The following is a 24,168-nucleotide window of genomic DNA, read 5'->3' on the forward strand; positions in this document are numbered from 1 at the left end:
GACCGTCCGGACATAGGATCGGCGGGTCGCCGGTGACGCTGGCGTGACGGGGAGCGGCGGGTGCGAGGAGCGGTGATGACCCTGCTACGGGACGTGATCGACATTCCGGCCTCGGTCGGCGACGGTGACTTCGTCGTCCGCGCCGCCGAGGGCGCGGACCTGCGCCGGTACGTCGTCACCGACCAGCTCCGGGAGAGCTTCGCCGCGGCGCTGCGCCAGATCGGCCACGCCGCCACCACCGGCCGCTCCCAGGCGGTGTTCCTGCACGGCTCGTTCGGCTCCGGCAAGTCGCACTTCATGGCGGTGCTGCGGGAGATCCTCCAGCACAACCCGGCGGCCCGAGAGGTGCGCAACCTGGCCGAGCCGGTCCTCGCCGCCGACCCCTGGCTGCGGGACCGGAAACTGCTCACCCTCACCTTCCACATGCTCGACGCGCGCTCGGTCGAGCAGGCGATCCTGGAGGGGTACCTCAACCAGATCACCGCGCTGCACCCGGAGGCGTCCGTTCCCGCCGTACACCGGTCGGACGCGATGCTCGACGACGCCGCGCGGCTGCGCGACCGGATGGGCGACGAGGCATTCTTCGCCGCGCTGCGCGACGGCGGCAGCTCCCCGGCGGCTGGCGACGGCGGCCTCGCCGCCCACCTGGCGCGGGCCGCCGGCTGGACGCCGGACACCTACGCCGCCGCCGCGGCCGCACCCCCGGGGACCGAGCGGCGCGACGTGCTGGTCAGCGCGCTGACCAGCACCTTCTTCACCGGCGCGGTCCGCAGCGGGGAGTACCTCGACCTCGACACCGGCCTCGCCGTGATCACCCGCCACGCCAAGGCCCTCGGGTACGACGCGCTGGTGCTCTTCCTCGACGAGCTGATCCTCTGGCTCTCCACGAAGATCAGCGACCCCACCTTCGTCAACAGCGAGGGCGCGAAGCTCAACAAGCTGGTCGAGTCGGCCGACGCGACCCGGCCGCTGCCGCTGATCTCGTTCGTCGCCCGGCAGCGCAACCTGGAGGAGTTCCTCGGCCCGCAGGTCGGCGGCACCGAGCGGGAGGCCCTGGCGCACGTCATGCGCAGCGTGCAGGGCCGGTTCGGGGAGATCGTCCTCGCCGACACCAACCTGCCCGAGATCACCGAGGGGCGGCTGCTCAAGCCGCTCACCGTCGAGGGGCGAGCGGTGATCGACAATGCGTTCGCCGCCGTGCGCGGCAACCGGGAGGTGTGGGACGCCCTCCTGCTCGGCGCGCAGTACGGCGACGCCGGCATCGGCTCCGATGCCGCCGCCTTCCGTAAGCTCTACCCGTTCTCGCCGGCGCTGGTGGCGACCCTCGTCGCGCTCTCCCAGGCGTTGCAGCGCGAACGTACTGCACTGAAGGTGATGACGGAGCTGCTCGTCGCCCGCCGGGACACCCTCCAGGTCAACGACCTGATCGGGGTGGCCGCGCTCTTCGACCCGCTGTTGCTGCACGGCGAGCTGCCCGACCGGCCGAAACTCAAGCAGCTCTTCCAGTCCGCCCGCGTCCTCTACACCCAGAAACTGCGGCCGATCCTGCTCAACCTCAACGGCATCGGCGAGGAGCAGGCCGCCGGGCACCAGCAGTTCCAGCTCGACGACAAGCTGATCAAAACGGTGCTGCTCGGCGCGTTGGTGCCGGAGGTGCCGGCGCTGCACAACCTCACCGCCGCCAAGCTGCACGCGCTGAACTTCGGCTCGATCACCTCGCCGATCCCCGGCTACGAGCGGCAGATCGTGCTCAACCGGCTCAACCGGGTCGCCGACGGCGCCGGCGAGCTGCACCTGACCAAGACCCCCGACCCGGTGGTCACGCTCAAACTGCACACCGTCGACTACGACAGGCTGCTCGACCTGGTCCCCGACGAGGAGGCCAACACCACGGGGGTGCGGCAGCACCTCATCCGGGACCTGGTCACCGCCGAGATGGGGATCGTCGGCGCGGAGGGGCAGCTCGGCGAGCTGCTGCACTTCCGGGACTGGCGGGGCCGGCGGCACACCGTCCAGGTGAAGTTCGGCAACATTCGCGACCAGGACACCATGCCCGTCTCGGCGCTGATCGCCACCGGCGAGGCGTGGCGGATCGTTATCGACTACCCGTTCGACCCGCTGGGTTACGAGCGCAGCGCCGACCGCTCCCGCATCGAGAGGCTGGAGCGCGGCTCGCGGACCGTCTTCTGGCTGCCCTTCTACCTCACCGACGAGATGATGGGCAAGGTCGCCCAGCTCGCCAAGATTAATTACCTGCTCGCCAACGGCAGCGGCGACCGCCTCAACTCGCTGGCCGCCGACTGGCCGCTGGCCGATCGCCAGCAGGGCCGGGTCTACCTCCAGCAGCGCCAGAGCCAGCTCCGCTCCACGCTGCTCGGCGCGCTCATGCAGGCGTACGGGACCGCTACCTCGCTCGGCGCGGACGTGCAGGACGACAGCGTCGGCGTCTTCCACACCCTCGCCAACGGGCTGCACGTCGGTGACCCGCGCGGCGGCACCCTCGCCGAGGCGTTCCGGAACCTCACCGGGGAACTGCTCGCCTGGTCCTACCCCGGACGCCCGGCCATGCCGGACGACGAGAAGCCGGTCACCCGCGGCGAGCTGACCAAGATCCTGGAGTACGCCCGGCAGGCCGCCGCCGACTCGGCCCGGGGGGTCAGCGTGCCCAACCCCGTCGACCAGCGCATCCTCCGCCGGGTCTGCAACAACCTGCGCCTCGGCGAGTACGCCGACGGCCGGTACGTGCTGAACACCACCACCTGTCGGTGGAGCCAGCATTTTCTCCAGGCCGCCGCGAACAAGGGCCACACGGCCGAGTTCCCGGTTTCCATGCTGCGCGGGCTCATCGACGAGCCCGCCGCGTTCGGGTTCGACCGGGAGCTGGAGAACCTGATCATCGCGGTCTTCGGGCTGGAGCAGCAGCTCGCCTGGTACCAGTTCGGCGGGAAGGCCGACGTGACCAACCTGGTCGCCATCCGGGACGAGGGGATGGAGCTGAGGCACCCGCCGATGCCCGACGAGCGGGCGTGGGCCGACGCGGTCCGGCGCGGCGGAGAACTCTTCGGCGCGGTGCTGCCCGTCTGGCGCACGCCGGCCAACCTCAGCAACCTCGCCGGCACCCTGCGCACGGCGGCGGTTGCGCGGAAGAAGGCGGCCGGCAACCTCGTCCAGGCGTTGGAGGCGCACGCCGAGGTGCTGGGCCTGGACCTGTCCGCCACCACCGGCCGGCTCGCCACCGCCCGCCGGGCGGCCCGTCTCGTGGAAGACCTGGCCGGCGAACGCGACGACGTGGTGCTGGTCCAACTCGCCGCCCGCGCCGACGTCGGCGACATCGACGACAAGGCCGTCGGCGAGGTGCTCGCCCAGGCCGGCAACATCGGCGAGGCACTGACCCGGACCCACCAGTGGTCCCTGCTGCAGGCGATCGTGCCCCGAGCCCGCCACGACGAGCGGGCGCGGGCGATCCTCGACCGGCTCCGAGACGTGGCCCGCCACGAACAGCACGGCCAGGACCTGGTCGACGCCCTCCAGGCGGCCGTCGACGCGTCGGCGGCGCTGCTCGCCGCCGATCCACCGGTGCCGCGGCCGACCGACCCCCCGGCCACGCCGCCCGTGGTCGGGACGCCCGGGGCAGGTCCCGCCGGGGTGCCGCCGACCCGCCAGCCCGTCGATCCCGACCCGGCCCGGGTGCCGGCCGGCGACGGCCCACCCGCCGTGCCGGGCGGCGACGGCACGACCGCGTTGCCGGGTACGGAGGGCGGTGGCACGGCCGGAGTGGGGACGCTGCCGGTCGCCCCGCAGCGCCGTGAGGTGGCTGACGCGGCGACCTGGGACACGGTCGCGGCCGAGATCGCGGCCGAGATCGCCGCCGGGCGGCAGGTCACAGTCACCTGGGAGGCGCGGTGACCCGCGCCGCCGCCCCCGGTCGCGGCAATTCCGAAAGGGCGGACTGGTGAGCGCGCCGATCGGCGTAGCGCAGCCGGACGCGGTCCGGCGCAGGGTCGAGGCCTGGCTCGCCAAGGACGACCAGGCGGACGCCATCGCGCTCGCCGCCCGACCCGAGTGGCCGGCCGAGCCGCTGCTCAAGATCGACGGAACGGCCGTCCGGGTGGTCCCGTGCCCCACCCCGCTGGCGGCCCGCGCCGCCCTGCACGACCGCGCCGACGGAGAACGCCTGGTGCTGCTGACCGAGCTGACGGACGCCGAGCTGGGCGACGGGCTCCTCGCCCACCTGAGCGGACAGCGGGTTCGCAAGATCGACCCATGGGACCTGGTCCGGCAGATGTTCGGCGGGGTGGCCGACCTCGACCCCACCCTCGTGAAGGTGGGGGGCTGGGTCGCCGACGCACTCAGCGACCACTACCCGCCGGACGGCTGGCCCGCCCCACCCGGGGCGATCGTCACCCGCGACCACGCCCTACGCAGCCTCACCGCCGAACTGCTCGACCTGCCGCGGGGTGAAATCGATGACAGTGGGCTGGTGCAGTGGAGCACCGACGCCCTCAGGCAGCGGCGGTTCACCCTCCTCCCGAAGGCCGTCGCCGACGGCGTCACGACGTACCTGTCGGCCGTCGCCGGCCACGTCGCGGTCCCGGTCATGGCGGCCGTTCGGGCCGGTCACGGCGTGGACGTGATTCCGCTCGGGCTGCTGGCCGGACTGCTCTGGCCGGAAGGCGGCGGGCAGGCCGCCCAGGTGGAGGCCGCCGTCGGCCGCACCCGGCTGGAGCCCCGGTTCGGCGGGCTCCGGCTCACCGCCCAGCAGGCCGGTGCGCTGCATCAGGCCGCCGAGGCGTGGATCTACCGGACGTTCGACTCGGGCGGGGACGGCCGGGACGAGGCGGTGCGGATGCTGCGGCGCGCGGAGGTCGTCGCCGCCGAGATCGGCATCACCGAACTGCTCGGCGTATCGGCCGTCCTGCCCAGCGGGTTCGTCCAGCGGCTGCGGGCCTTCGCCGGCGCCGTCCGGCTCGCCGTGCCCGCCGGCGGGTCGGCGCTCCCGGCGGCCGTGACCAGGGCGCAGTCAGCGCTCGCCACGGTGGAGGCGCACCGGGCGGCGGAGCCCCGCCGGGTGGAGATCGCCCGGATGGCGGTACGCCTGCTGCGCTGGCTCAGCACGACCGACGGCCCGCCCTCGGCCACGCTGCTCGACGCGCTGCACCGCCACGTCCGGCAGGACGGCTGGGTCGACCGGGCCCGGCTCGACATCTTCGCGGGCGACCCCGATCCGCAGGTCGCCGAGGCGTACCGGCTGCTGCACCGCGCAGTCGACGCCCGGCGGTCCCGGCACGACCGGCAGTTCGCCACGATGCTCGCCGAGGCGACCGCCGCCGAGGCCGAGCCGGGGGCGCTGCTGCGCGTGGAGGACCTGCTCGACCGGGTGGTCCAACCGATTCTCGACCAGGACCGTCGGGTGCTCCTACTCGTCCTGGACGGCATGGGCGTCGCCGCCGCCACCGAAGTGGCCGAATCGATCACCGGCAGCGGCGCCTGGGTGGAACTCACCCCGGAAGGCGGGCCGCGGACCGGGGTGCTGGCGGCCCTCCCGACCGTGACCGAGGCGAGCCGGTGCAGCCTGCTGAGCGGACGGCTCGCCGCCGGGGGACAGCAGGCCGAGCGGAAGAGCTTCAACGCCCGGTTCCCGGCGGGAAGGTTGCTACACAAGGCGGCCCTGCGGGCCGGAGCCGGCGCGGCGCTCGACCCGGACGTGCTGGCGGCACTCGAGAACCCCACCGTTCCGCTGGTCGCCGCCGTCGTCAACACGATCGACGACGCGCTCGACCGCAGCGACCCGGGCACCGCGGTCTGGGGCAAGGACACCACCATCACCGTCGTCGGCGACCTGCTCGCCTCGGCCGCCGACCGGGTTGTCGTCCTCGTCTCCGACCACGGCCACGTCGTCGACCGGGGACCCGACGCGGTCACCCTGCCGAGCGCCAGCAGCGAGAACCGGTGGCGCGCGGCGACCAGCTCGGCCGGCGAAGCCGAGGTCGCCGTCACGGGCAGCCGGGTGCTGCTCGGCGGCGGTTCGGCCGTGCTGCCCTGGCGGGAAGAGGTCCGGTACGGGCCGCGCAAGGCCGGCTACCACGGCGGGGCGGCCCCGGCGGAGGCCGTGATCCCGTTGCTCGTGCTGACCGCCGGCGACGAGCACGCCGTACCCGGGTGGGGGGGCGCCCCGGTGGCCAGCCCGGACTGGTGGCGGGAGCCGTTGACGGAGAGCCCCACGCCACCCCCCCGTTCGGGTGGGTCCGGGCGGCGGCATCTCCGTCGGGCGGTGGAGCAGCAGCCGGCGAGCCTGTTCGACGTCGCGGCCGTCGCCGCACCGGAACCCGTCGCGCCCACGCCCGGCTTGGTGACGGCCCTGCTCGCCAGCGAGCGTTACGCCCAGCGCCGGGACCCCCGGACGCCGCTGACCGATGAGCGGGTCGCGGCGCTGCTGGATACGTTGCTGGCCGGCGGCGACCGGGCGACCCTCGACACGCTCGCCGCCCGGGCCCGTGTGCCGGCGCATCGGATCAGCGGTACCGTCACCGCGTTGCGCCGGCTGCTCCAGGTCGAGGGCTATCCCGTGGTCACCCTCGACCCGGACGGCCGCACGGTCCACCTCAACCGGGCACTGCTCATCGAGCAGTTCGGGTTGGAGTCCCAGTGACGCCGGAGATCTCCGCCCGTCGTCGCCGGGATGTCATCGACGCCCTGCGTCGCGGAGTGGTGCCGAGCAACGGGCTCGACGCGCTCGCGGTCGGGCTGGATCGGTTCACCGCCGCCCTCGACGACGACCTCGACCGGGTCGGCAGCGGTGGCAGCGTCTTCAAGGCGGTCCGGGGTGAGTACGGCGCCGGCAAGACGTTCTTCACCCGATGGCTGGCCGAGCGCGCCAAACGGCGGAGGTTCGCCGCCGCCGAGGTGCAGGTCTCCGAGCTGGAGACGCCCCTGCACCGGATGGAGACCGTCTACCGCAGGCTGGTCGAGCATCTCAGCACCGAGCAGTTCGCGCCGAGCGCCTTCCGGCCCGTGCTCGACGGCTGGATCTTCGCGCTCGAGGAGGACGTCCTCGCGCAGGGGACGATCAGCGAGGACGACGCCGAGGCGCTCGACCGGGCGGTCGCCGACCTGCTTGAGCGGCGGCTGGGCGACATCTCCCGCAGCACCCCCGGCTTCGCGGCGGCGCTGCGCGGCTACCGAACCGCCAACGCCACCGGTGACCACCTGACCGCCGACGGGCTCGCCGCTTGGCTGGGCGGCCAGCCGCACGTCGCGGCCTCGGCCCGGCGGGCGGCCGGCGTCAAGGGCGACCTCGACCACTTCGGCGCACTGAGCTTCCTGCGCGGGTTGCTCACCGTCCTGCGCGACAGCGGTCACCAGGGGCTGCTGCTGGTGCTCGACGAGGTCGAGACCCTGCAACGGGTGCGCTCCGACGCGCGGGACAAGGCGCTCAACGCCCTCCGCCAACTCATCGACGAGGTTCACGCGGACCGCTTCCCCGGCCTCCTGCTGGTGATCACCGGAACGCCGGCGTTCTTCGACGGCCCGCAGGGCGCCCAGCGGCTCGCGCCGCTCGCCCAGCGGCTCGCCACCGACTTCGGGTCCGACCCGCGTTGGGACAACCCGCGCGCCGCCCAACTCCGTCTGCCCGGCTTCACCGCGGACGCCCTGATGGAGCTCGGCCAGCGGGTGCGTTCGATCTACGCGAGCCCGGTGGTGGACGCGCGGGTCGACGACGAGTACCTCGCCACGCTGGCGCGGGCCGTCACCGGAGCGCTCGGCGGCAAGGTCGGGGTTGCTCCCCGCGTCTACCTGAAGAAGCTCGTGGCGGACGTCTTCGACCGGGTCGACCAGTTCGCCGACTGGGACCCGCGCCGCCACTACGAACTGACCCTGCGGGCCGACGAGTTGACCGAGGTGGAACGCAACGCCGCCGCCTCGGCCGACGACATCGAACTGCCGATCTGAGGTGCCGCCGGACCTCGACCCGGTCGTGGTGCACCACCTCGTCAACACGCTCGGCTGGCGGGACCTGCGGCCGATGCAGCGGGCCGCGATCGCACCGGTGCGCGCAGGAGAGGACGCCCTGCTTCTCGCACCCACCGCTGGCGGCAAGACGGAGGCGGCGCTCTTCCCGCTGCTGACCCGCATGGCGCAACAGCGGTGGACCGGCACGTCCGTGCTGTACCTCGCCCCGCTGAAGGCGTTGCTCAACAACCTCCAACCCCGGATCGAGCAGTACGCCGGTTGGCTCGGACGGCGCGCGGCGGTGTGGCACGGCGACGTCAGCGCCTCCCGCCGGCGGGCCGTGCTCCACGAGCGACCCGACATCCTGCTCACCACCCCCGAGTCGTTGGAATCCATGCTGGTCAGCACGAAGGTCGACCATCACCTCTTCTTCGCGGGGCTGCACGCCGTCGTCGTCGACGAGGTGCACGCCTTCGCCGGGGACGACCGTGGCTGGCATCTGTTGGCTGTGCTGGAACGGCTGACCCGGGTGGCGGGCAGGCCCCTGCAACGGATCGGACTCTCCGCCACCGTCGGCAATCCCGACGAACTGCTCACCTGGCTGCAGGCGTCGGGCGTGAGTAGCCGGCCGGCCCGGGTGGTGGCTCCCGACGTGAGCGCGGTGGCCTGTCTCCCGCCACCGGGCGATATCGAGCTGGACTACGTCGGCTCGTTGGCCAACGCGGCGACGGTGATTGCCGGCCTGCACGCGGGGGAGAAGCGGCTGGTCTTCTGCGAGTCCCGGCAGACCGTCGAAGAACTTGGGCAACTGCTGCGCGCGAAGGGGGTGCGGACGTTCCTCTCCCACGCGTCGCTGTCCGGTGACGAACGGCGGCACGCGGAGCAGGCATTCAGCGAGGCCCGGGACTGCGTGATCGTGTCGACCAGCACGCTGGAACTGGGTATCGACGTCGGGGACCTGGACCGGGTGATCCAGATCGACACCCCGGCCACGGTGGCCTCATTCCTGCAACGACTCGGCCGGACTGGCCGGCGCCCGGGTGGCATCCGGAACTGCCTCTTCCTGACGCTGGGCGGGGAGGCGCTGGCCGAGGCGGCGGCACTGCTCGTGCTCTGGTCACGAGGCTGGGTGGAGCGGGTGACCCCGCCGCCCGAGCCCCGACACATCATTGCCCAGCAGATGCTCGCGCTCTGCCTCCAAGAGCACCGCGTCGGCGACCACGAGTGGGTCCGGGCATGGAACGGGCTGGCCCCGTTCGACGAGAGCGCTTGGCCGATCGTCCGTCACCTGGTCGAGCACGGCTATCTCGACCAGGACGAGGGGATGCTGTTCATCGGGCCGGCGGCGGAGCAGCACTTCGGACGGCGTCACTTCATGGAGATGACGGCGGTGTTCACCGGGCCACCGGAGTTCATCGTTCTGCTCGGGCGTGACGAGTTGGGCCGGATCGACCCGAGTCTCCTCACAGAGAAGGTCCTTGGCGAGCGCCGGCTCCTGCTGGCAGGCCGGAGTTGGCGGGTCACGTACATCGACTGGCGCCGGCGGCGGTGTTTCGTCGAGCCTGCTGACGGCGGTGGGCGGGCGCGTTGGCCCGGCAGCGGATGGGCGTACCTCGGCTTCGAAATGGTGCGGGCAGTACGTGAGGTGCTGCTCGGGGCAGACCCACCCGTGAAGCTGACCCGCCGTGCGGTCGAACGGCTGGCGCGGGAACGGTCCGAAATGATGCACCTCGTACACCCGGGCGGCACTCTCGTCGTGCGGGAAAGCAAGGGTGACCTGCGGTGGTGGACCTGGGCGGGATTTCGAGCAAACGCGACCCTGACTTCTACGTTGGGCGAGGTGGTCGATCCGGTCGGACGATTCGACGACTGCAGCATTCGGCTCCGGGAGGACCTGTCGCCGGCTGCTTGGAGGGCGCTCACGGCCGACGCCGCTGACCGGCTCTGTCTACCGGAAGTCAACGAGAAGGCACTCGCTGGCCTGAAGTTCAGCGCCGCCCTGCCGAAGCGCCTGGCTGCGACTACGCTCGCTGCCCGCCTGGCCGACCCCGGCGGAGCAGCGGCGGTGCTCACCGAGCCGACCCGATTCGTGAAGACCTGACCTGATCTCACTGCTTCAGTTCCCGGCTGGACGGCGTCACGCGGATACCCGGATGGTTCGGGCCGGCGTACTCCTGTGGATCATCCACAGGTGGTGGCTCAGCGGCTGACTGCTGGGCGGCTGTCGGCGGGGCTCCTGAAGACGTCAGGCGGTCGGGGGAGTGGGCAGGGCGTCGACCACCAGTACGCCGGTGCCGGGCGGGACCTCGGCGAGGAGTTGGCGCTGAGCGCTGCGGGTCAGCCGGATGCAGCCGTTGGTGACGTTCTCGCCGAGGGTGTCGTCGTTGTGCCAACTGTGCACGCCGATGTGCGCGCCGCGCAGCCCGGCCGGGACGGCGTCCGGGTCGTCGGGGACCGCGCCGAGGGCGTAGACGTCCACGCCGCCGTACACCGCCTCGGGCGGGGGCGTGCGGCCGAGGACGAAGGTGCGGCCGAGCGGGGTGGACTGGCCCGGCATGCCGAGGCTGACCGGCCACGACTTCATCGTCCGGCCGTCCCGGTACCAGGTGAGCCGGTGCTGCCGGCGCTCCACCACGATCTGGTCGCGCAGCGGCACGACGCTACGGTCGTCGCCGGGCGGCAGCCAGGCGAGCCGCCGGTTGGCCGAGGGCAACAGCACCGCCGTCCAGCCGGTCCGGCGTTCGGCGATCGGCACGGTCAGCCTGACGCCGTTGATGGTGGGGGCGAGGAAGGCCAGCGGCCGGCCGCCGGGGGCGTCGTAGGCGGCGACGTTCCGGCTCGGCCGTAACCCCTCGGTGAGCGGGGTGGCGTCCAGCGGGCGGGGGTCGGCCGGGAAGCCGGTGGGCGCCGGGTCGTAGTCGACGACCGGCAGGGTGGCGGGTGCGGGGGCCGCCGCCGGGACCGGCTCGTCGGTGGGGACGGCGGCGTCGCTGGGCGCGGCGTCCCCGGTGGGGGCGGCGGCGGGCGGGGGCGCGGGGCGGACCGGGTCGGGGGTCAGCGCCTGGCCGGCGAGCAGCGCGGCGGCCAACAACAGCGGTACGCCGAGCGCGGTGGCCAGCCAACCGAGCACCCACCGCGAGGTCAATCGGGCAAAAAGCACAAAAGCACTGTAACCACCTGTCCAAGGTTGGGCCCCCTCCTGTGCGAAATGCGCCCGGAGAGGGCCCTCCCTTCGGCTCGGCTCAGCTCAGCTCAGCTTGGCGCCGACGTGGATGGCTACCGCGTCGTGGGCCGGGACGCTCGCGGCGAACCAGCCGCCCGCGTCCACGGTGATCACCGGGCCGCTGCACGCCCCGCCCGAGAAGTCGCCGTGGATGACGTCGCAGTACCGGCCGGCGGGCAGCCCGGCGTAGTAGGAGCGCCCGTTGATCGCGCCGTCCTCGTCGTTGACCGTCAGGTAGCCCTTGCCGCTGCGGCTGAACGCGATGTGGTTGTTGCCGTTGTCGTACCAGTTGGCGACGCCCGCGCCCTGGGCGGCGTTGTTGAACGCGACCATGTTGGCCACCACCCGCCAGCGGTGCTCGCACTCCCAGCCGGAGTAGCAGGTGGTGTTCAAGGTCTTGTTGCCGCCGTCCGAGGGCGGGCCGGCCTCCCGGTTGCTGAAGGTGTAGCTGGACATCACCGTCGGCGAGCCGTACGGCCAGGCCAGCATGAAGGCGTTGGCCAGCGCGTAGATCCCGCCGTCGCGGTAGGTCAGCACGCCACCCTCGCGCTGGGTGTCGTGGTTGTCCACGAAGACCGCCGCCGCGCCGCCCGGCAGGTGGCCCCACCCCTCGCCGAAGTTCTTCAGGTACGCCAGCTTCTCGCTGCGGAACACCCGGGCGAGGTCCTTGCCGTAGCGGAACTCGTGCACGTCGCCGTTGCCGGTGTACTCCGGCGGCTGGATCGGCTCACCCGCGCCGTGGATGACCTCCTGCACGAGGTACGCCGAGCGGGAGAGCTTGCTCTTGATGGCGGCGATGTCGGCGGCCGGCATGTGCTTGCTCGCGTCCAGCCGGAACCCGTCCACGCCGAGGGAGAGCAGGTCGTTCAGGTATCCGGCGAGCTTCGACCGGACGTACTCCGACTCGGTTTTCAGGTCCGACAGGTTGACCAGCTCGCAGTTCTGCACCTCGTACCGGTCGTTGTAGTTGACGATGTCGTCGCCGCCGTTGCGCCCGCAGTGGTGGAAGTCCTGCGTCTGGTAGATCCCCGGGTAGTCGTAGTGGCCGTACGACGAGCCGGCCCAGCCGGTTCCGCCGGCGTCCTGCCCGGACATGTGGTTGACGACGGCGTCCACGATCACCTTCACCCCGGCGGCGTGGCAGGTGTTCACCATGGACTGGAACTGCGCCCGGGTGCCCTTGCGCGACTCGATGCGGTAGCTGACCGGCTGGTACGCCACCCACCACTGGTTGCCCCGGACGTGTTCCTGGGGCGGGGAGACCTGGACGTAGCCGTACCCCTTCGGGCCGAGGACGTTCGTGCACTCGCTGGCCACCGAGGGCCAGTTCCACTCGAACAGGTTGGCGATGACCTTCTTGCTGCCGGACGGGGCCGCGGCGGCCGGGGGCGCCGCCACAACGGCCGGGACGAGCAGGCTGGCGATCACGCCGAGGGCGAGGACCGCCGAGCGGCGGCTACGTCGATGCATCGGAACTCCTGACGGGGGTCGGGGGGAACCGTGGTGATGCTGCGGCGGGGAGGGCTCGACTGACGCAATATTGCAAGCCGAGCTGAAATTTGCGGAGAGATTACAAGCGTGTTGCAAGGGCTGTCAATACATGGACATGCGTCACTGCGTAGGGCGTTGGCTCCGACGCTCCGTACTCGATCGGGGAGCGGAATTGGCCTGCCGCTGGTCATCGCTGGACTGGTCGGAAGCCGGGGCGTCACAGCGCCAGCCTCTCCCGCCGCCCGCTCCCGAAGGAAGGCGCGGCCTCGCAAGCCGCCGCTGGCCGTAGCACCGCCGGACCGACCCGGGCGGACGAGCGACGTGCCCACACAGTCGCCGCCCTGGCCGACCGGCCCGTGCGCTCCTGCGCCTCGCGATCTTGCAGTTGCGGCCCCGACAAATGCCCCATCACGCCCTTTTGGTGGGCCGAAGTGCAAGATCGGCGGGGGTGAGGGTGAGGGTGAGGGCGAGGGCGGGGGGTCAGGGTGGGGGTGGGGTGGCGCCGGGACTCGACGGCCCTCCCGTCGGGGTGGCCCGGCGCGCGCTGGTGCCGGCGACAGAAGGCGGGGGCCGAGTGGCCCCCGCCTTCTGTCGCAGTGGTCAGCGGAGGGGCGTCAGGCGGTCGGTGCCCACCCGGTCGCGGAGCACCTCTGGCACCAGCACCGAGCCGTCGGGCTGCTGGAACTGCTCCAGGATCGCCGGGAACAGCCGGCTGGTGGCCAGCGCCGAACCGTTGAGTGTGTGCACGAACCGGGTCTGCTTGCCGCCCGGCTCCCGGTACCGGATCGCCGCCCGACGGGCCTGGTAGTCGCCGGCCCAGGAGACCGACGACACCTCCTTGTACTTTCCGGTGCTCGGCATCCACACCTCGATGTCGAGGGTCTTCTTCATCCCCGCGCTGGCGTCGCCGGCCGACAGCAGGCTGCGCTGGTAGTGCAGGCCCAACCCCTCCACCAGGCTCTCCGCGTGGGCGAGCATCTCCTCCAGCGCCGCGTTCGCCTGCTCCGGCAGGGTGAACTGGAAGATCTCCACCTTGTTGAACTGGTGGCCACGCACGGTGCCCCGCTCGTCCGAGTGCGACCCGGCCGACTCGCGCCGGTAGCAGGGGGTGTACGCGAAGGTCTTCAGCGGCAGCTTCGTCGTGTCCAGGATCTCGTCCTGATACGTGCCCAGCAGCGCCGTCTCCGCCGTGGGCAGCAGGAACTGCCCGCGCGGGGCGGACTCCCGGTCCAGGTGGTAGACGTCGTCGTAGAACTTGGGGAACTGCCCGGCCGCGAACCCGACGCTGTCCAGCAGCAGGTGCGGCGGGAGGAGGAACTCGTACCCCGCCGCGACGTGCCGGTCGATGAACCAGTTGATCAGCGCCCACTCCAGCCGCGCGCCCTGACCCGTGTAGATCCAGAAGCCGGAGCCGCCGAGCTTGACGCCCCGCTCGTAGTCGACCAGGCCCAGCGACCGGGACAGCTCGACGTGGTCGCGGACCTTCTCGATGGCCGGCGGCTGGCCGAAGGTCTTGACGACCCGGTTGGCTTCCTTGCCACCGGCGACCACGTCGTCGGCGGGCAGGTTGGGCAGCTCGCTCATCTGGTCGCGCAGCCGGGACTGCACCTCGTCGAGCTGGGACTCCAGCTCGGCGAGCTGCTTGCGCTCCGCCTCCGGCGCGACGCTCTCCGGCGTGGTGCCGGCCCGCTTCGCCGCCGCGTACGCCCGGGCGTCCGCCTTGCGGCGCTGCCGCTCGGCGTCGATCTCCGTGATGAGGGCGCGACGTTCCTGGTCGAGCCGCTGGATCTCGTCCAGCGCCCGGTTGACCTCGGCGGGATCCAGTCGCTTCGCCAACGCGGTCGCCACCGCCTCGCGATCCTTCCGGATCAACTCCATGTCGAGCATGCTGCTCCGTACGCCTCCGTCCGGGGGTCAGGTGGAACCCACAGATGTTACCGTCGCCGCCCCGTACCACCGGCCCGGCCCTGTGACCGCCCGCCGGGGCCGCGCGGGTCGACGACCCCGGCCTGCGGTCACAGGCGGATCGGCATCAGGATCGAGAACGCGTCGGCGTCGTCGGGTCGGCGCACGGCCAGCGGGGCGATCGGGCCGTCCAGCTCCAGCACGAGCTGGCCCCGGTCGCCCGCGTCGAGGGCGTCGAGCAGGTACCGCCCGTTGACCCCGACCCGCACCGCGCCCGGGTCGGCGGGCGCCTCGCCGTCGAGGACCCGCAGCCCGCCCGCGTCGTCCAGGCCCAGCACCGTCACGGGTACGTCGACGCCCTCGTGCCGGACCAGGGCCGGCGTCGCGCCCGCGAGCGCCGCGCGCAGCGCCGGCACGTCCACCTCGATCCGGTACGCGGGCGCGACGTGCCCGCGCAGCAGCCGCCCGTAGTCCGGGGAGTCGTACGGCAGGACCGTGTCGGAGACCTCGTCGTCGGAGACGGAGACGGAGACGGAGACGCTCGACCCGTCCAGCCGAAGCAGCGCCTCGGGGGCGTCGGTGTCGAGCAGCGCGCGGATCCGGTCCACGAGGGCCACCGGGGCGAGCGCCCGCGCTCCGGGCCCGTCGACCCGGCCCGGAACCCGGGACACCGCCAGCCGGTACCGGTCGGTGGCGACGAGGCGTACGCCGTCGTTGTCCGCCTCGAACAGGACCGCCGACAGCATCGGTAGCTCGGGGTCGGCGCCGACGGCGAAGCGGACGGCGTCGATCGCGGCGGCGAGGTCGACGCGGGACAGGACAAGAGCGGTGGTCATCGGGTTCTCCTCGGGATCGATCAGGGCGCGGACGCGGGAGAGCTCGCGGCGGGCGTCGGCGAGACCGTCCTCCAGCCGCCGCAGGTGCCCGTCGAGCAGCCGGCGCACCACGGCCGGCTCGGCGCGGTGCCGCACCGCGGCGGCGATCTCCGCCAGCGGCATCCCGACCCGGCGCAGCCCCGCCACCAGGCGGGCCGGGGCAACCTGGTCGTCGGCGTACCAGCGGTAGCCGGTCACCGGGTCGACCAGGGCCGGCACCAGCACCCCGGAGCGGTCGTAGAACCGCAGGGCGCTGATCGTCAGCCCGCTGGCCCGGGCCAGCTCGCCGATGCTGCGCAGTTCGCTCTCCACACCGAGGATCCTGTTGCCTCAACCTGGTCGAGGGTCAAGCCAGGGGCAGGACCGGAACGCCGAGCAGCCGCGCCATGCCCTGACAGGCGCGTGGCACCGCGCCCGCGTCCTGGCGCAGCCGCAGCGCCTGGTGCAGGGCCAGCGCCAGCCCGGTCAGCTCGAAGACCAGCTGCTCCGGGTCGGTGCCGGCGGGCAGGTCCCCGTCGGCGACGGCCCGCAGGGCCTGCCCCCGCAGCTCGCGGTGCCAGCGGTCGGCGTACCCGAGGACGAGGTCGCGGACCGGGCCCGGCCGGTCGTCGAACTCGCTGGCGGCGGCGATGAAGAAGCACCCGCCGGGGAAGACGGGACGGGCGAGGTGGCGTACCCAACTGCCGCAGACGGCGGCGAGTCTCGGCAGCCCGGCCGGCCGGTCCGCGACCGGTTCCCAGATCTCCCGCCAGAACACGTCGGCGGCGGCCTCGACCACCTGGAGTTGCAGGGTCTCCTTGTTGCCGAACGGGCCGAGCAGCCCGGACTTGCTCATGCCGAGGTCGGCGGCGAGCCGGCCGATGGTCAGCCCGGCGAGGCCCTCGACCGAGGCGACCGCGGCGCCGTGCGCCAGGATGGCGGCGCGCGTTCGGGCGGCGTCGGCAAGGGACGAGCGGGGACTCATCGGGAGAGTGTAGCGACGCGCGCAGGCAATAACGTCCGAACGTTCGGTCGCTATAGTGCGAGGGACCCCTCACTCCAGGAGAGTGCCTTGCCCCGAGCCCCCGCCACCGTCCGGGCCGTGCTGCGACCGCTGATGCGGCTGGCCTGGCACCCCCGCATCGACGGGGCATCGCACGTGCCCGCCACCGGTCCGGTCATCCTGGCCAGCAACCACCTGTCCTTCCAGGACAGTGTGCTCATCCCCCTGTCCGCGCCCCGCCCGGTGTCGTTCCTGGCCAAGGCGGAGTACTTCGATGGCCACGGCGCCGGCGGGCTGCTGCGCCGCCAGTTCTTCGCGGGCCTCGGGGCCATCCCCGTGCGGCGGGGCGTCAACCGCGAGTTCCAGTCCTCGCTCGATGCCGCCCTCGCGCTGCTGGAGGCGGGCGGCGCCTTCGGCATCTACCCGGAGGGCACCCGCTCGCGGGACGGCCGGCTGCACCGGGGGCGCACCGGGGTGGCCTGGCTGGCGATGGCCTCCGGTGCCCCCGTGGTGCCGGTGGCGGTGGTCGGCACGGCCCGGCTGGGGTCGGCGGCGGCCCTGCTGCCCGGCGCCGCCCGGCCGGCGGTCCGGTTCGGCCCGGTGCTGGAGTTCCCCGCGCACCGGGGGAACGCCGGCTCCGCCCCGGCCCGTCGCCGGGTGACCGACCAGATCATGGACGCCATCGGTGCCCTCTCCGGCCAGCAGCGGGCCCACACGTACAACCCGCCGCCCGGCGACGAGCCGGGCTGACGTTCAGCGGGGTGCGTCCAGGACCCGGAACGTCATCCCCGCCCGCGTCAACCGGTCCAGCAGGGCGTCGCCCATCGCGGTCACCGGGGTCACCTGGCCGGAGGTGACTGGCAGGCCCTCGTCCAGGGCCAGGCAGAGCGCGGACTCGCCGAGCATCTTCGCGGTCTCGTCGTACCCGGGGTCGCCGCCGGAGACCTCGGTGAGCACCCGCCGGCCGCCGCCCGAGCCGAGGAACCGCACCCGGAACCAGGACTTGGCCCGCTGCTGCGGGCTCGGCCCCTGCCCGGAGGCGAGCCGGCCGAGCAGCCAGCGCCGGGTCGGCGGGAGCTTGACCAGCCCGACGAGGCCGCCCAGCCCGGCCGCGCCGAGCACGATCGTCGGCAGCCGCTTCACGGCGGCGAAGTGCCGGTAGCGGAAGTCCGGGCCGTACTCCGGGCGGGCCGCCGCCGACCGGCGGACCACCTGCGGGTCGATGGTCGGCAGCGGCACGGCCCAGGTGCCCAGTTCCTTCGACCGGCCCACCTTCCCGGGCACCGCCCGGACCCGGCGGCCCTCCGGCCGGGGCTCGACGGCCCGGCGCTCCCGCGCCGCCCGGCTCGCCTCGGCGGTACGTGAGAACGCGGTCAGCGCCGAGTGGTACGTCCCGGCGGAGAACCGCCCGCCGGCCCGGACGAACCCGTCCACGGTGATCGGGGCGTCCGCCGGGAGTTGCTTGACGGTGAACCAGACGCCCAGGTCGTGCGGGACGGAGTCGAAGCCGCAGGCGTGCACCAGCCGGGCCCCGGTGCGCACCGCCTCGGCGTGGTGGCGCACGTACATCGTGTCGACGAACTCCGGCTCGCCGGTGATGTCGAGGTAGTCGGTGCCGGCCGCGGCGCACGCGGCGACCAGCGGCTCGCCGTGGTGCACGTACGGCCCGACCGTGCTGGCCACCACCCGGGCGCTGCCGGCGACCCGGCGCAGCGACTCCGGATCGGTGACGTCGGCGGTGAGCAGCGGCAGCCCGGCCAGCGCCGGGTCGATGCCGGCCAGCCGGTCCCGGACGGCCGCCAGCTTCGCCGGGTTGCGCCCGGCGAGCGCCCAGCGCAGCCCGTCCGGCGCGTGCCGGGCGAGGTACTCGGCGGTGAGCCCCCCGGTGAACCCGGTGGCCCCGAACAGAACGACGTCGTACGCCCGGTCCTCACGCATCCTGCGAGTGTCCCACCCGGGCCGACACCCCGCCCGGCCCCCGAGAACGGCCCCCGAGAACGGCCGGCCCCCGAGAACGGCTCAGGGAACGGAACGGCTCAGGGCGTGAAGACCGCGCGCAGGCAGCCGTCGGCGCGCTCGCGGAACAGGTCGTAGCCGTGTGCGCCCTGCTCCAGGGGAAGGCGGTGGGTGGCCAGGTGACCGGTGTTGATCTCGCCACGGGCCATCCGGTCCAGCAGCATCGGGATCCACCGCTGCCCGTGCTGCCGGGAGCTGCGCATGGTCAGCCCCTTGTGCATCACCGCGCCGAGCGGAAACGTGTCGACGAACCCCGTGAACGTGCCGAGCACGACGACCGTGCCGCCCTTGCGGCAGGCGTGCACCGCCTCGCGGACCGCGATCGGCCGGTCCGGGACCGCGCCGGCCCGCCCGGCGGCGGCGAACAGGTCGGCCAGCGACCGGGGTCCCGTGCCGTCCCAGGCCATCCCGACCGCCTCCACGCAGACGTCCGGGCCCCGCCCGCCGCTGCGCTCGCGCAGTTCGGCCGCGACGTCGGTGGCTCGGTAGTCGAGGGTCTCCGCGCCGACGTGTTGCTCGGCCGACCGCAGCCGGTCGGGGTACCGGTCGATCACCACCACCCGGGCCGCGCCGCGCAACAGGGCGGCCTGCGCGGTCATCTGGCCCACCGCCCCGGCCCCCCAGACCGCCACCACGTCGCCGGGGCGCACCTCGCCCAGCTCGGCGCCGAGCCAGCCGGTCGGCACCGCGTCGGACGCGAAGACCGCCCGGTCGTCGTCCACCGGGTCGGGCACGGCGAACGCCCCGACGTCGGCGTACGGCACCCGGACGTACTCGGCGTGGCTGCCGGCGAAGCCCCCGGCCGAGCGGGGCTGGCCGTAGCAGCCAGCGGTGGGCTGCCCCCACGCCTGCTCGGCCACGGCCGCCCCGGTGCTGCCGTTGTCGCAGCAGGCGTAAAGGCCCTGCCGGCAGTACCAGCAGCTCCCGCAGGCCACGACGGCGCAGACCACCACCCGGTCGCCGACCCGGTGCCGGCGCACCCCGGGGCCCACCTCGACCACGTCGCCGAGGAACTCGTGCCCGAGCACGTCGCCGACGGCGAGGCTCGGCCCCCGGCCGCCGAGCAGCGGCAGGTCCGCCCCGCAGGTGGCGCTGCGCCGTACCCGGACGATCGCGTCGGCGGAGTTGCGCAGCTCCGGGTCGGGCACCTCGCGCATCCCGAGGCCGTCCGCGCCGAGCCAGCAGAGCGCCCTCATCCGCGCGCCGACCCGTCGCGCGGGCCGTCGAACGGGGGGCGGCCCGGCCCGGCAGGTGGCGCCGGCCCGTCCAGCGGGGAGCGGTCCGGGCGGAGCAGCTCACCGGTCTCGGCGAGCTGCTTGACCTGCCGCAGGGTCTCCCGGATCAGCAGCCCGGGGTCGTCCCCGACCAGGTGGGCGGCCGGCCCGGTGAGCGGGCCGCCGCCGGCCGGGCGGGCGGCCAGTTCGGTACCCCGCCCGCCGGGCGCCGGGCGCAGCGTCACCTCCACCCCGTCGCCGAGGCGGCGCAGCGGTTCGGGTCGTCGCCCGCCCGGCAGCACCCGCTCCGGCGGCCGGTCGACGGTCACCACCTGCCAGCGGTCCGCCCGGCCGCCGGGGCCCGTCGGGCGGGACCGGTCCGCCCGCCCGGGTCCGCGCAGCGCCCGCGCCGCCGTCACCGCGCCGGCCGTCATGGCCCCGGCGGTACGGGCCACCGCCCGCGCCCCCCGCGTCCCGCGTCCCATCCGTCCCACCCACCCCTCGTCGTCGACGGTCCTCGTCGTCCTGCGGCATCCGGTCGCCCGCCTTCGAGCTGCTGCGAAACCGGGCCGGCGGACAAGCGGCCGGCCCCCGCGTGCCCCCACGGTGGCCGTAGGCCGGGTGAAGCGGGTTCCCCCCGAAGGGGTGAACCGGCCGGGGCCGGGTAACCGCCCGCCGCACGACCTGGGGAAGTGGACGCGTCCGTGGGGGTGGGGCCGGATGCCGCAGCAGGACTGGGACGCCACGGTCGTGGCCGCCACGAGCGCCGGGCCGGGGACCCACGACGGGGACGCGGTCCCGGGTCCCGCTGCCGGGAGCGCCGGGGCGGGCGGACCGCCGCCGCTGTTGGCGTCCCGGCTGGCCCCCGCCCCGCTGGCCGAGCCGGTGCTGGTCCGGCCCCGGCTGCTGCGCCGGCTGGACGAGGGCACGGCCGGCCCGGTCACCCTGGTCTCCGGCCCGGCCGGCTGGGGAAAGACCACCCTGCTCGCCTCCTGGGCCCGCACGGTCGAGCCGGCCCCGGCGTGGGTGACGGTCGAGGCCGGCGACACGGGCGCGCGGCTCTGGTCTTACCTGGCGGCGGCGCTGCGCGGCGCCACCGACGGGCGGCCCGACCCGGCTCAGCCGCCCCCGCCCGCCCCGCCCCCGGCCGACGCGCCGCCCCGCCCGGACCAGCTCGAACTGCTGGCCGCCGCGCTCGCCGCCCGGGAGAGCCCGGTGCTGCTCGTCCTGGACGACCTGCACCGGATCGCCGACCCGGCGGCGCTGACCGGGCTGGAGTTCCTGCTCCGCCACGCGGGACAGCGGCTGCGCCTGCTGGTCGGGGCGCGCACCGACCTGCCGCCGGGCCTGCACCGACTGCGCCTGGCCGGGGAACTGACCACCGTCGGCCCCGACGAGCTGGCCTTCACCGACGACGAGGTGGCGGACCTGCTCACCGCGCACGGCGTGTACCTGCCGGCGGCGGTGGTGCCCCGGCTGCGGGAGCGCACCGCCGGCTGGGCGGCCGGGTTGCGGCTCGCCGCGCTGGCCGTGCGGGACCGGCCGGACCCGGTGCGCTGGCTGGAGCAGTTCGGCGGGGACCAGCCGGACGTCGCCGGCTACCTGCGCGAGGAGGTGCTCGACCCGCTCGACGGGGCGGCCCGGGACTGCCTGCGCCGGGGCGCGGTGGCCGACGCGTTCCGCGCCGACCTGGTCGACGCGCTGACCGGCCGCCCCGGCGCCGAGCCGGTGCTCGCCGCGCTGGCCGTGACCGGGGGGTTCGTGCGCCGCGACGACAACCGGCCGCCCTGGTACCGCTGCCACCCGCTGCTGACCGACCTGCTCCGGGCCGAGCTGGCCGGGCTGCCCGCCGAGGAGCGGCGCGAGCTGCACCTGCGGGCGGCCGGCTGGTACGCCGGGCACGGGCGTCCCGCCGAGGCGCTGCGGCACGACCTCGCCGCCGGCCACTGGGACCGGGCCGCCGAGCTGCTGGTCACCCGCTGGCCGGAGCTGGTCCCGTACGACCGCGAGGGCGCGGGCGGGCCGCCGCCGGCCGCGCCGCCGGAGGAGGCGGTCCGGCGGGACCCGGAGCTGGGGCTAGCCGCCGCCGCCGAACGGGCCCACGCCGGCGATCCGGCCGCCGCCGCCGCGCAACTGCACCGGGCCGCCGCTCACGCCCGGCCGCTGCCCGTGCCGCGCCGGGACCGGTTCCGGCGGCTGGCCACCGCGCTGGAGGTCACCCTGGCCCGGCTGGCCGGCGACCACGACGAGGTACGCCGGGCGGCGCACCGGCTGCTCGCCACGCGTACCCCCGGTGGGTCGGCGGACGACCCGCGCACCGGCGCGGCCGACGACGCCGACGTGCGGGCGACGGCCGGCGCGGCGCTCGGCCTGGCCGCGCTCGCCGAGGGCGACCTGCGCGGCGCGGCGGCCGAGTTCGGGCCGGCGCTGGCGGCGGCCCGGGAGGGCGGCCGGCCCCGCACCGAGCTGCTCTGCGCGAGCCGGTCGGCGCTGCTGCACGCGGCCCTCGGCGAGCTGCGGGCGGCCGAGCGGACGGCCCGGGAGGCGTTGGCCCTGCCGGCCTGCCAGGGCTGGTCCTGCCGGGTCGACTGCGCCCACGGCCACCTGGCGCTGGCCCTGGTGGCGCTGCACCGGGACCTGCCCGACGAGGCGGCGGCGCACCTGGCGCTGGCCGCCCCGGCCACCGGCGGCGACGCCCCGGGCGCCCCTGGCGGCCCCCGCGCTCCCGGCACCCCCGGTGGCCTCGGCACCCCCGGCGGCCTCGGCACCCCCGGCGGCCTCGGTGACGCCGGGGAGCCGCCGGTCGCGGCGCTCGCCGCGCTGTGCCGGGCGGAGCTGCTGAACGACCGGGGTGACCCGGCCGCCGGCCTGCGCCTGCTCGCGGCGGCGCGGGACCGCCTCGGCGGGGCGGGGGAAAGAGCAGCCGGGGCGCGGGAGCTCGCCGGCTGGCTGCTGGCCGCCGAGGCGGGGCTGCGGGCCGCCCACGGCGACCTGGGAACCGCCCGGGAGCTGTTCGCCGACGGGCTGCGCCACCCGGACGGGCCCCCGCCGGCGGTGGCGGTGGCGCTGGCCCGGGTCGAGCTGCGCGCCGGGGACGCGCGGGCCGCCGGGTACGCCCTGCCGGACTGGGACGGCCCCGACGCCGCCGCCTGGCCGCTGCCCGTACGCCTCGACGCGGCGCTGCTCGACGCGGTGCTGGCCGGGCGGGCGGGCGACGAGCGGCGGGCCGGGCGGCTGCTGGAGCGGGCGCTGGAGCTGGCCGAAGCGGACGGGTACCGGCGGGTCTTCACCCGGGCCGAGCCGGGGGCGCGGGACCTGCTCGCCGCGCACCTGGACTCCGGCACGGCGCACTGGCCGACGGTCAGCGACCTGGTCCGCGCCCAGGAGCCGACCGATCGGCCGGACCCGGCGTCGGGGCGGGCGCTGGAGGAGCCGCTCACCGAGCGGGAGCTGACCATCCTGCGGTACCTGCAGAGCATCCTGTCCAACGTGGAGATCGCCGGCGAGCTGTCGCTGTCGGTCAACACGGTCAAGACGCACGTGCGCAACATCTACCGCAAGCTGGATGCCACCCGCCGCCGGGAGGCCGTCCGCCGGGCCCGGGAGCTGCACCTGATCTGAGCCTCGCGGGGCCCGGCGTCGTGGGCCCTGGCGAGGCGTGGGTTCGGGGCTTCGGGTTGCTACCGACGCCGAGCCAGCCATACCGTCCGGGTCGCCCGGACGACGAGGTCGTCGCGGTCGAGGACGCCGGCCGCGAGCGTGTCGAGGGCCGCCAGGTCGTCGGCACTGAGCCGGCCGTCGAGACCGTGCCGCAGGCGCTGCAGGCAGAGCTGCGCGTAGCGGCCGGTGGCCGGTGGCAGGGGTGCTCGCAGGGCGATGTCGAAGTGCCGCTGCGCCTCGACGGTGAAGCCGGCCTCCGTGAGGTGGGCCGTCCAGTCCTGGCCCATGTGCATTCCCGCCTCGGCGCGGATCTCGGCTATGGCGGCGTTGCCGCGTTCCTCCAGCGCGGCGCCGGCGTCGTCGGGCAGGAACCGGGGGAGCGAGTCCAGCTCGGTGGCCACGAGGATGCCGCCGGGGCGCAGCGCCGCGAGGGCCTGGGCGAGGGTACGAACGGGGTCGGCCATGTGGTGCAGGGAGGCCGACGCCCACACCAGGTCTGCGGGCCCGAGGTCCGGCCACGGCTGGTCCAGGTCGGCCTGCACGGTGCGGATCCGGTCCGCGACGCCGGCCGCCCGGGCCTTGTGCCGCAGGTGCTCGAGCATCTCGTCGGAGAGGTCCACCGCGATGACCTCGGCGTCCGGCAGGTGTCGGGCCAACGCGAGGGCGCCGGTGCCCGTGCCGGCACCCACGTCGATGATGCGTGGCCGGTCGGGGACCAGTGAGCCGGCCCAGGCGATCACCTCGCGGTGGAACTCGTGCAGTACGTCGGCGTCGAGGTCGAGCATTTCGCCCAGCTGGGAATGTGCCATGCCGACGACGGTACGCGCTTCTTGCGGCGACAGCATAGTATCT

General features: G+C 74.5%; 15 protein-coding genes. 6 read left to right on the plus strand and 9 right to left on the minus strand.

Annotated features, from left to right (window positions below):
* Positions 1-75 precede the first annotated feature (75 nt).
* Genes OG559_RS19185 through OG559_RS19200 form a run of 4 tightly spaced genes read left to right on the plus strand, consistent with a single transcriptional unit; the run spans position 76 to position 10,051 of the window.
* On the plus strand, positions 76-3,906 hold the full coding sequence (locus tag OG559_RS19185; protein WP_405105601.1) for a phage resistance protein: 3,831 nt from the start codon (positions 76-78) through the stop codon (positions 3,904-3,906).
* A 46-nt stretch (positions 3,907-3,952) separates the two neighbouring features.
* Positions 3,953-6,649 (plus strand): BREX-2 system phosphatase PglZ, encoded by a 2,697-nt coding sequence (pglZ, locus tag OG559_RS19190; protein ID WP_405105603.1) that lies wholly within the window; start codon positions 3,953-3,955, stop codon positions 6,647-6,649.
* A complete protein-coding gene (gene brxD, locus OG559_RS19195) occupies positions 6,646-7,950 on the plus strand; it encodes a BREX system ATP-binding protein BrxD (protein WP_405105605.1) in 1,305 nt (434 codons plus the stop codon). The genes pglZ and brxD overlap by 4 nt, the downstream gene beginning before the upstream one ends.
* 1 nt (position 7,951) lies before the next feature.
* Complete coding sequence (locus OG559_RS19200) at positions 7,952-10,051, plus strand: DEAD/DEAH box helicase (RefSeq protein WP_405105607.1); 2,100 nt, start codon at positions 7,952-7,954, stop codon at positions 10,049-10,051.
* Positions 10,052-10,195: 144 nt separating this feature from the next.
* Here the strand turns inward: OG559_RS19200 and OG559_RS19205 are convergent, their stop codons facing one another.
* The 5 genes from OG559_RS19205 to OG559_RS19225 all read right to left on the minus strand — a co-directional run bounded on the left by OG559_RS19205 (position 10,196) and on the right by OG559_RS19225 (position 16,408).
* Positions 10,196-11,110 carry a L,D-transpeptidase gene (locus tag OG559_RS19205; protein ID WP_405105609.1) on the minus strand — a complete coding sequence of 305 codons (915 nt, stop codon included), beginning with the start codon at positions 11,108-11,110 and terminating at the stop codon, positions 10,196-10,198.
* 87 nt (positions 11,111-11,197) lie between these two features.
* A complete protein-coding gene (locus tag OG559_RS19210; RefSeq protein ID WP_405105611.1) occupies positions 11,198-12,643 on the minus strand; it encodes an alpha-amylase family protein in 1,446 nt (481 codons plus the stop codon).
* A gap of 621 nt (positions 12,644-13,264) precedes the next feature.
* Complete coding sequence (serS, locus tag OG559_RS19215) at positions 13,265-14,551, minus strand: serine--tRNA ligase (protein WP_405105613.1); 1,287 nt, start codon at positions 14,549-14,551, stop codon at positions 13,265-13,267.
* Between the two features lie 128 nt (positions 14,552-14,679).
* Positions 14,680-15,744 carry a MerR family transcriptional regulator gene (locus OG559_RS19220; protein WP_405116797.1) on the minus strand — a complete coding sequence of 355 codons (1,065 nt, stop codon included), beginning with the start codon at positions 15,742-15,744 and terminating at the stop codon, positions 14,680-14,682.
* A 46-nt stretch (positions 15,745-15,790) separates the two neighbouring features.
* Positions 15,791-16,408: a TetR/AcrR family transcriptional regulator gene (locus OG559_RS19225; protein ID WP_405105615.1), complete on the minus strand. Its 618-nt coding sequence runs from the start codon at positions 16,406-16,408 to the stop codon at positions 15,791-15,793.
* 87 nt (positions 16,409-16,495) lie between these two features.
* Between OG559_RS19225 and OG559_RS19230 the strand changes: the two genes are divergently transcribed.
* Entirely contained in the window at positions 16,496-17,176 is a 681-nt protein-coding gene (locus tag OG559_RS19230) for a lysophospholipid acyltransferase family protein (protein ID WP_405105617.1), read from the plus strand.
* A gap of 3 nt (positions 17,177-17,179) precedes the next feature.
* Here OG559_RS19230 and OG559_RS19235 read toward each other — a convergent pair whose 3' ends face one another.
* From OG559_RS19235 to OG559_RS19245, 3 genes are all read right to left on the minus strand, one after another.
* Positions 17,180-18,364, minus strand: coding sequence for a saccharopine dehydrogenase family protein (locus OG559_RS19235; RefSeq protein WP_405105619.1), 1,185 nt, complete (start codon positions 18,362-18,364; stop codon positions 17,180-17,182).
* Positions 18,365-18,462: 98 nt separating this feature from the next.
* Positions 18,463-19,638 carry an alcohol dehydrogenase catalytic domain-containing protein gene (locus OG559_RS19240; RefSeq protein WP_405105621.1) on the minus strand — a complete coding sequence of 392 codons (1,176 nt, stop codon included), beginning with the start codon at positions 19,636-19,638 and terminating at the stop codon, positions 18,463-18,465.
* Positions 19,635-20,141 carry a hypothetical protein gene (locus OG559_RS19245; protein WP_405105623.1) on the minus strand — a complete coding sequence of 169 codons (507 nt, stop codon included), beginning with the start codon at positions 20,139-20,141 and terminating at the stop codon, positions 19,635-19,637. The genes OG559_RS19240 and OG559_RS19245 overlap by 4 nt, the downstream gene beginning before the upstream one ends.
* 136 nt (positions 20,142-20,277) lie before the next feature.
* Here OG559_RS19245 and OG559_RS19250 point away from each other — a divergent pair, with 136 nt between their 5' ends.
* On the plus strand, positions 20,278-23,277 hold the full coding sequence (locus tag OG559_RS19250) for a LuxR C-terminal-related transcriptional regulator (RefSeq protein WP_405105625.1): 3,000 nt from the start codon (positions 20,278-20,280) through the stop codon (positions 23,275-23,277).
* 59 nt (positions 23,278-23,336) lie between these two features.
* On the opposite strand, the gene OG559_RS19255 is transcribed toward OG559_RS19250, so the two are convergent.
* On the minus strand, positions 23,337-24,125 hold the full coding sequence (locus tag OG559_RS19255; protein ID WP_405105627.1) for a class I SAM-dependent methyltransferase: 789 nt from the start codon (positions 24,123-24,125) through the stop codon (positions 23,337-23,339).
* Between the last annotated feature and the right edge of the window lie 43 nt (positions 24,126-24,168).

Source organism: Micromonospora sp. NBC_01405 (assembly GCF_045040155.1).
Classification (GTDB): domain Bacteria; phylum Actinomycetota; class Actinomycetes; order Mycobacteriales; family Micromonosporaceae; genus Micromonospora.

What these genes read in the sequence shown, in the direction of transcription:
- OG559_RS19185 (WP_405105601.1), top strand. Translation starts at nt 76, where the DNA reads ATGACCCTGCTACGGGACGTGATCGACATTCCGGCCTCGGTCGGCGAC.
- OG559_RS19210 (WP_405105611.1), bottom strand. Translation starts at nt 12,643, where the DNA reads ATGCATCGACGTAGCCGCCGCTCGGCGGTCCTCGCCCTCGGCGTGATC.
- serS (WP_405105613.1), bottom strand. Translation starts at nt 14,551, where the DNA reads ATGCTCGACATGGAGTTGATCCGGAAGGATCGCGAGGCGGTGGCGACC.
- OG559_RS19225 (WP_405105615.1), bottom strand. Translation starts at nt 16,408, where the DNA reads ATGAGTCCCCGCTCGTCCCTTGCCGACGCCGCCCGAACGCGCGCCGCC.
- OG559_RS19235 (WP_405105619.1), bottom strand. Translation starts at nt 18,364, where the DNA reads ATGCGTGAGGACCGGGCGTACGACGTCGTTCTGTTCGGGGCCACCGGG.
- OG559_RS19240 (WP_405105621.1), bottom strand. Translation starts at nt 19,638, where the DNA reads ATGAGGGCGCTCTGCTGGCTCGGCGCGGACGGCCTCGGGATGCGCGAG.
- OG559_RS19245 (WP_405105623.1), bottom strand. Translation starts at nt 20,141, where the DNA reads ATGGGACGCGGGACGCGGGGGGCGCGGGCGGTGGCCCGTACCGCCGGG.
- OG559_RS19255 (WP_405105627.1), bottom strand. Translation starts at nt 24,125, where the DNA reads ATGGCACATTCCCAGCTGGGCGAAATGCTCGACCTCGACGCCGACGTA.